Origin of the sequence: Coleofasciculus sp. (assembly GCF_046539235.1) — a bacterium.
GTDB lineage: Bacteria > Cyanobacteriota > Cyanobacteriia > Cyanobacteriales > Coleofasciculaceae > Coleofasciculus.
On sequence record NZ_JBKHHI010000375.1, the window covers coordinates 1 to 6,571 of the forward strand.

The window sequence follows — 6,571 nt, forward strand, 5'->3', positions numbered from 1 at the left end:
GATATGGGGGAGAGGATTACCAATCAACAATGAACCATGAACCATCAACAATGAACCATGAACCATCAACAATGAAACATGAACCATGACCAAACATCCAATTCCTTTCCTTTTGTATCTAGAATGGATTCTGCTGGGAATCATCGCTATCATTGAATTCCTGCGGTTTTCCTTTCCCCACCTCCCTCGCTTCCCTCTCCTGAATTTGTTTGGTTTAGCTGTCTTTGGCATCATGGGGTTGAGATTACCGACTCAGAAATCGGTCAAGGTGATTTATACCGGCGTGGAAATTGGCGTAATTCTCCTCGTTTCCTTGGTGGGTAAACTTCGTATGTTACCCTTGATGTTAATTATTTTAGTTATCCGCAATTGTTTTATCCTTGAACGGCAAAGTCGCTTAATTATTACCGGATTCGCGTTTGTCTTATTTCTAATGCGGGAAGTGGACCGATTTCAGTCTCGCAGCCTTCACCCTCGCCCTCCCTTTCGCCCCCCAGTTTTGGCAATGCCAGAACGCTGGCTATTTATCCTGTTAAGTTCTATAGTAGTATTTGGTTTAGTCTTGGTCTTCCTCCAGTTATTAGTCGATGCGGTATTAGCTGAACGGCGCAGTCGGGACGAATTGGCACAGGCAAATGCACAACTGCGGCGCTATGCTACCCGGATTGAGGATATGGCGACGCTGCAAGAACGGAATCGTATTGCTAGGGAAATCCATGATTCCTTAGGACATTCCCTGATTACGTTTAATCTACACTTAGAAGCGGCGTTGCGACTCTGGGAATCGAATCCCGCCGAAGCCAAAGACTTTTTACTCGAAGTCAAACAAGTCGCCGCGACTGCACTGCAAGACGTGCGTCAATCCGTAGCTACCCTCCGTTCTAACCCATTACAAGGGCAATCTCTAGAGGATGCGATCGCCTCTTTAATCCAAGAGTTTCATAAGTCTACAGGTATCTTACCTGATTGTCAGATCAATTTGTCCCATCCGGTGACGCCTGATGTGAAAATGGCGAGTTATCGGATTATCCAAGAATCCCTCACCAATATCTATAAACACGCCAAAGCCACGGAGGTGAGTATTCAGATTTGGACAGATTCCCGGTTCCATCTGATCATTCAGGATAATGGCAGAGGATTCGATGTGACGCAGAATACCACTGGTTTTGGACTACAAGGGATGCGGGAACGTACCCAAGCTAATGGGGGTCATTTTACCATTAACACAGCACCTGGACAAGGGTGTCAAGTTGTTGTTGATTGTTGATTGTTGATTGTTGATTGTTGATTGTTCATCGTTGATTGTTGATTGTTGATTGTTCATCGTTGATTGTTGATTGTTAATTGCTACCATGCACTATGAACCATGAACCATGAACCATGAACCATGCACAATGAACCATGAACCATGAACCATGCACAATGAACAATGAACCATGAACCATGAACCATGAACCATGAACCATGAACATTAAAATCTTACTCGTTGATGACCAAAATCTAGTCCGACGCGGGTTAAAAGCCTTATTACAATTTGAAGATGATTTAGAGGTTATCGGAGAAGCAGATAATGGAGAAACGGCGATCGCGCAACTTGAGACCTTGAACCCTGATATTATCCTCATGGATGTGCGTATGCCGATTATGGATGGTGTCGCCGCTACCCGCGAAATCTGTCAACGGTTTCCTACTATCAAAATCTTGGTCTTAACCACATTCGATGATGATGAGTATGTCACTCAAGCCCTACATTATGGCGCATCTGGCTATTTACTCAAAGATACACCTCCCGACGAATTAGCCCAAGCAATTCGGGCGGTGTATAAGGGGTATACTCAATTGGGACCAGGAATTGGTCAAAAGATTATCACGCAAATCCCTGCTTCTGTCTCCAATTCCTCAACCGCCTGGGATGAACTCACACCCAGAGAACAGGAAATCCTCCGCTTAATCGCCACGGGTGCGAATAACCGGGAAATTGCCCAAACCCTATATATTTCTCAGAAGACTGTAAAGAACCATATTACCAATATCTTAAGTCGATTGAACCTACGCGATCGCACCCAAGCCGCAATCTGGGCAAATTCTCACTCAATCCACCGCTAGGAGTTCCACAGACTCAGCCAAAATCACTGGTTTATTTTCGTATTCCGCTTCTATGCTTTGTTCCACATCTAAATCCCAGGTCAAATCGTAATCCTTCTCCAATTCCTCCTTACTGACAAACTTACTTACTTTCCCCGTAACTCTCACCCAATTGTCCTCTATAATCGGCGTATCGGGATTAGCATTCATCACCAGGACTTGTTTGTCTAACAGAGGTTCTTCCTGTTCCAGCTTAAATGTACTCGAATCGATAACCTCGTCCACCTTACCATCCACCGTAATCATCTCACCCGTCAACTCCTCCCTATTCTCAGAGACATCACCTAAGGTAGAACTGTTCTCTATTGCTGTCTTATCTACTGTCTCCTCTGGCGGTATAGTAGCCGCTTCGTCTTCATAGAAAATACTACAAGCAGACAAAAGTACCATCACCAGCCCCAAACCCATTAATTTCCGAAGTCCCATTGAGAACCCTCCTAACTGCGGTTATGCTTTACACTAAACAGAATAGACGTGCGATCGCGTCTAGCTAGAGTCTCACTCCCACATCCTTCCCTAGAGAGAAATTTACCCGATTACTCATTGCCTTCACTTGAATGACACACTCCTTAATCTGAGTTCGTAGTTGCGCTGTCTTCGCCATAAACGCATGTATATCAACCGTTACGGCGGTTAGGACACCAATTTTAACCATCATCTAAAACTATGTCTCACTTCACCACCATCAACATTCAAATCAAAAACGGCGAAATTCTGCATCAAACATTACAGGAGTTGGGGTATCACGTCGAATGCAATACCTCGGTACGCGGCTATCACGGGAATACCACCGAAGCCGAATACGTGATTCGCCAGTCTAATGGTTACGATTTAGGCTTTCGCCAAAATGAGGAGGCGTATGAACTCGTGGCAGATTTCTGGGGGGCGAGAATTAATCAAACAGAATTCGTCAATTCCGTGAATCAAAAATACGCCCATAAAATGTTAATGCATTCCGTGCAAAAACAAGGATTTAATGTCGAAGAAGAAGACGTATTAGAAGACGGTACAGTGCGGGTAGTTGTGGGACGCTGGCAATAAAAACGTCCCCCCATTCCCCATTCGTATTGTCAAGGCGGGTTGAGTCACTCAGTTGGTCTCCAATGATGCATCAACAAAACCCGCCCTTTGCAAGAATAGTAACGTGGCATCTCTCAATTGAAGTTCGTAGTAAGGGCTTGACGCTTAAATTTTGTTGGGTTTACTGCATCCACCTAACCTACAGGTTCTCAGGGTTAATTCAAATGTCATATAGTGACTTTACGTTAGCCAAAGTTAAAAAAGACTTTGACTCCTGATCCCAAATCTCGATGACATGACTTGCACCATTCCTGACTCGCACCACTATTTTCACATCATCAGTTAACGCCAAAAATTCTTTGGCTTTGGGATATTTGGGAATCTTGTATAGGATTTCTTTCGTCTCGATATGGTAAACTCGAATGGTTTTCCCGCGTAAATAGGCAAATCTTGTGCCATCGGGACTAATGGCAATGGATTGACCCGCCTTATGCGTTGTGATATCCTCAAACAGATGATAAGGGAGATAAGCATTTAACGCCCGTTTCGCCTCTGGTTCAGTGCGATCGCGCAACAGTAAATAGGCAACTCGCTGCACTTGTTCTGATTCATCCTGCAAGGCGGGGATAATTACCCCTAAACCCGATTCTCCATACTTGCACGCCTCTTTAAGTGCAGCAATTCTCACCGTCTCATCGTCACTTGCCAGACGCCGCTTAACCCCTGCAACTCCGCCTAAAATAACCGCACCCAGAGGGGCAGCATAAGACGAACCAAGAACCGCATCATTGTCTCTGGGTTGATTAAAATGCTCCACCATAATCATTTACAATATTATTTCCGTTTATTTCTCTAATTCTATAAAACATCCCCCCAAATACTACCAATTTCTCTGTGTCTCTCTGCGAAAACCTCTGCGTTAAAAAAACATCAGATTGGATATTACAAACTACTAATTACTTATGAATAAATCCCGATCGCGTCCCCTTCACCCCAACCTTGTGATAAACCGCTAGAATCTCAGGTGCGGCTAGCGATCGCTTAAACAGTTGCACATCACTCATCCTACCCTGAAAGAATCCTGGTGAACTCGGATGATCCGAACGCCGTCCCAATCGCAGAGGTTTAAAATTATTCAGCGAACCTTGTTGTCCCGTCGGATTAAACCGATTTTCTAACTCAATCCCATCAACATACCATCGTCCCCCATCCGTCGCATCTCGGTTAACGGTAACCATCAGATAATGCCAGCGATCATCGGCAATTAAGCACTGACTATCATAATTCGTCCAAGTCGGCTCGATTCCATCCGCTAATTGTAAACCCAACCGACCATGATGCAGATATAAACAATATCCTTGCACCGAACCAGAGGTTTCCACGCGCTTATCTAAAATCACTTCAAGTCCACGACGGCGAGTTTTAACACCCACACCAATCGAGAAATCCCCAACCCCAAAATTCAAGGCTGATCCATGGGGAATTTCCACATAGTCATCCCCATCAAATTGCAACGCACTCCCTAATCCTTGAGGTAGAACATATTCGACAAAGCGATAAGACTCCGGATTCACCTCATCGGGATGTCCCGCACCGCCTAATCCCGGCATTCGACCGGGAACCATTGTCACTGGCGTTGCTCCCTTAATTGTGCCATCATTTCCCCCCACACTATCCGCCGCGATGTCTCCTTCGGTTTCATTTAACCGCCACCAGGCGACTCGATTAGATGGGACATAATGTTTAATGGCTTGTTGAACCCACGGTTGTTTCTGATTCCACAGAATTAAGAGTGCTGCTTGTCGTACCCGTGGGGATTCATCTTGTACAAAAGCGTCCTGCACTAAATTTAACCCCGCATCCCCATAGGCGATGGCTTCGCTAATAGCGGCTAAACGTTGTTCCACGACAAGAGAGGTTAAACGCATCCTCAGCCCAGCCATACCACCTAAGACTACGCCTTTAGTTGGGGGTGGATTTTTACCGCCGAGAACGGCGTCATCCTTTTTTGGTCGGTGAGAATCCTTTGCCATCGCCCCTATTTCCCTTTAGATTTGTTTATGTCATTTGCCCTTAAAATTCTTGCACTCCGTTGGGGGCGGGTTTAGTGACATCAGGGTGAAAAGCTTCCCGTTAAGGGTAAAACCCGCCCCTACAACAGACGTTCCACCGGAGGAGTCTCTACAACCTAGGATACCCTCTGCCCTATACCTTTTCTCCACCAAATACCGCTAACCCATAATATTTCCAAGGTACGGCTACAGATTCAAACCCAGCCGTTTTCAACATATCTAGATGGGCTGCTAATGTAACTAATTGATCTGGTTGAGAATAACCGTAAGGAATACTTTTACCTGTTTTCATCCTGACTTTGGTTAACGTGGTTCCCTGTTTTACACACCATTCCTCGCGAATATGCTTATAGACTTCTGACAAAATTGGTGATTCAGGAACCACTGGATCAGCATTCCAAAACACACCGCCAGGGTTGAGGCTTTCCCGAATTTTAGTAAACAGTTTTACCTTCATTTCATCCGTCAAATGATGAATAGCTAAAGAGGAAACACAAGCATCAAAACCCCCTCCCAGGGATAACTGATGATTTGCCCAATCACCAAAATCTCCTTCGACACCTGTCCACTGTTGACGATATCCGGCTGTCTCTAGCTTGGCTGTGGCAAACTCGATCATCCGGGGAGAATAATCCACGCCGACGACTTGGACATCTCGACAGCGCTGAAGTACCTTGAAACTCAATTCACCAGTCCCACACCCCAAATCCAGTATACGTTTCGCCTGAGACGGGATACAGCGTGCGATGCTCGCTAACATTTCATCATAGCGTGGCAAGAGTTGCCGGATATACAGATCAAACTCCGCCGTCTTAGCAAAGACTTCTCCGGGGAATATGGAGTTGGGGGCTGCTGAGTCTGGAGGAGTCTGGATTGGGTTGGTGGGATGAGAACTCACAAGCGTTGAGGATAACGACTACCATTGAGATTTTACCGAAGATATTTGGTTTTAGCGATCGCGTTGCGCCTTGAAGCATTAACGGCTGTTTTTATAGATTCATGATGTCTTACAGCAATTGGTAATCAGGTGGGTATAGATACTATAATTATCATTGATCACATTTTACCTCTCTTCTCAGGCAATTTTCAGATTAATGTGGCATACCTAAATCAGGAGGTGAAGTTCGTAGTCAGCACTTTAGTGCCTTAAAATGCTAAAAATGACGACAAAAATTTAGGTCAAGTTCGTAGTCAGCACTTTAGTGCCTTAAAATGCTAAAAATGAGGCAAAAATTTAGGTCAAGTTCGTAGTCAGCACTTTAGTGCCTTAAAATGCTAAAAATGAGGCAAAAATTTAGGTCAAGTTCGTAGTCAGCACTTTAGTGCCTTAAAAT

8 protein-coding genes are annotated in these 6,571 nt (G+C 44.9%); 3 read left to right on the plus strand and 5 right to left on the minus strand.

Translation table 11 applies throughout. The annotated features are described in order from the left end of the window. Positions 1-85: 85 nt before the first annotated feature. Both ACLFWI_RS24340 and ACLFWI_RS24345 read left to right on the plus strand, forming a co-directional pair. On the plus strand, positions 86-1,267 hold the full coding sequence (locus ACLFWI_RS24340) for a sensor histidine kinase (RefSeq protein WP_446415064.1): 1,182 nt from the start codon (positions 86-88) through the stop codon (positions 1,265-1,267). Between the two features lie 197 nt (positions 1,268-1,464). Continuing rightward, positions 1,465-2,106 (plus strand): response regulator, encoded by a 642-nt coding sequence (locus ACLFWI_RS24345; RefSeq protein WP_446415065.1) that lies wholly within the window; start codon positions 1,465-1,467, stop codon positions 2,104-2,106. Here the strand turns inward: ACLFWI_RS24345 and ACLFWI_RS24350 are convergent. Further along, the gene (locus tag ACLFWI_RS24350) at positions 2,092-2,571 is read right to left on the minus strand and encodes a hypothetical protein (protein ID WP_446415066.1); all 480 of its coding nucleotides are present in this window, start codon (positions 2,569-2,571) and stop codon (positions 2,092-2,094) included. The genes ACLFWI_RS24345 and ACLFWI_RS24350 overlap by 15 nt on opposite strands. 64 nt (positions 2,572-2,635) lie before the next feature. Beyond that, a complete protein-coding gene (locus ACLFWI_RS24355; RefSeq protein WP_446415067.1) occupies positions 2,636-2,803 on the minus strand; it encodes a hypothetical protein in 168 nt (55 codons plus the stop codon). An 8-nt stretch (positions 2,804-2,811) separates the two neighbouring features. Here ACLFWI_RS24355 and ACLFWI_RS24360 point away from each other — a divergent pair, with 8 nt between their 5' ends. Then, complete coding sequence (locus ACLFWI_RS24360) at positions 2,812-3,186, plus strand: DUF1257 domain-containing protein (protein WP_006098837.1); 375 nt, start codon at positions 2,812-2,814, stop codon at positions 3,184-3,186. 199 nt (positions 3,187-3,385) lie between these two features. Here ACLFWI_RS24360 and ACLFWI_RS24365 read toward each other — a convergent pair whose 3' ends face one another. The 3 genes from ACLFWI_RS24365 to ACLFWI_RS24375 all read right to left on the minus strand — a co-directional run bounded on the left by ACLFWI_RS24365 (position 3,386) and on the right by ACLFWI_RS24375 (position 6,135). Continuing rightward, positions 3,386-3,985 carry a hypothetical protein gene (locus ACLFWI_RS24365; protein ID WP_446415068.1) on the minus strand — a complete coding sequence of 200 codons (600 nt, stop codon included), beginning with the start codon at positions 3,983-3,985 and terminating at the stop codon, positions 3,386-3,388. Between the two features lie 136 nt (positions 3,986-4,121). Then, positions 4,122-5,198, minus strand: coding sequence for a LamG-like jellyroll fold domain-containing protein (locus tag ACLFWI_RS24370; protein WP_446415069.1), 1,077 nt, complete (start codon positions 5,196-5,198; stop codon positions 4,122-4,124). 172 nt (positions 5,199-5,370) lie between these two features. Continuing rightward, entirely contained in the window at positions 5,371-6,135 is a 765-nt protein-coding gene (locus ACLFWI_RS24375) for a class I SAM-dependent methyltransferase (protein ID WP_446415070.1), read from the minus strand. Positions 6,136-6,571: the final 436 nt, after the last annotated feature.